Source organism: Flavobacterium sp. TSSA_36 (genome assembly GCF_051547165.1).
Classification (GTDB): domain Bacteria; phylum Bacteroidota; class Bacteroidia; order Flavobacteriales; family Flavobacteriaceae; genus Flavobacterium.
The window spans coordinates 1-201 of the sequence record NZ_JBPTTP010000047.1; the positions used below are offsets into that span (position 1 = coordinate 1).

Annotated in this window: 1 protein-coding gene; it reads left to right on the forward strand. The window is 42.8% G+C overall.

Translation table 11 applies throughout. The features are described from left to right. On the forward strand, positions 1-201 hold a 201-nt coding region (locus tag ACSVH7_RS15175; RefSeq protein WP_438067525.1), incomplete at both ends, for a hypothetical protein.

Sequence of the window (201 nt, forward strand, 5' to 3'; positions counted from 1 at the left end):
CCAATTGCACAAAACAATGGGTACAGCGGATTAGAAGATGCAGTTGCTATTACAGGAAATATCATCACCGATACTGATGCAACAGCAGGATTAGATAGCGATATCGATTCGGCAACATTAACCGTAAAAGACTATACAATTGCAGGAATTGCAGGGGTACAAGCCGTAGGATCGGCAGTAACGATTCCAAGTGTTGGTAGT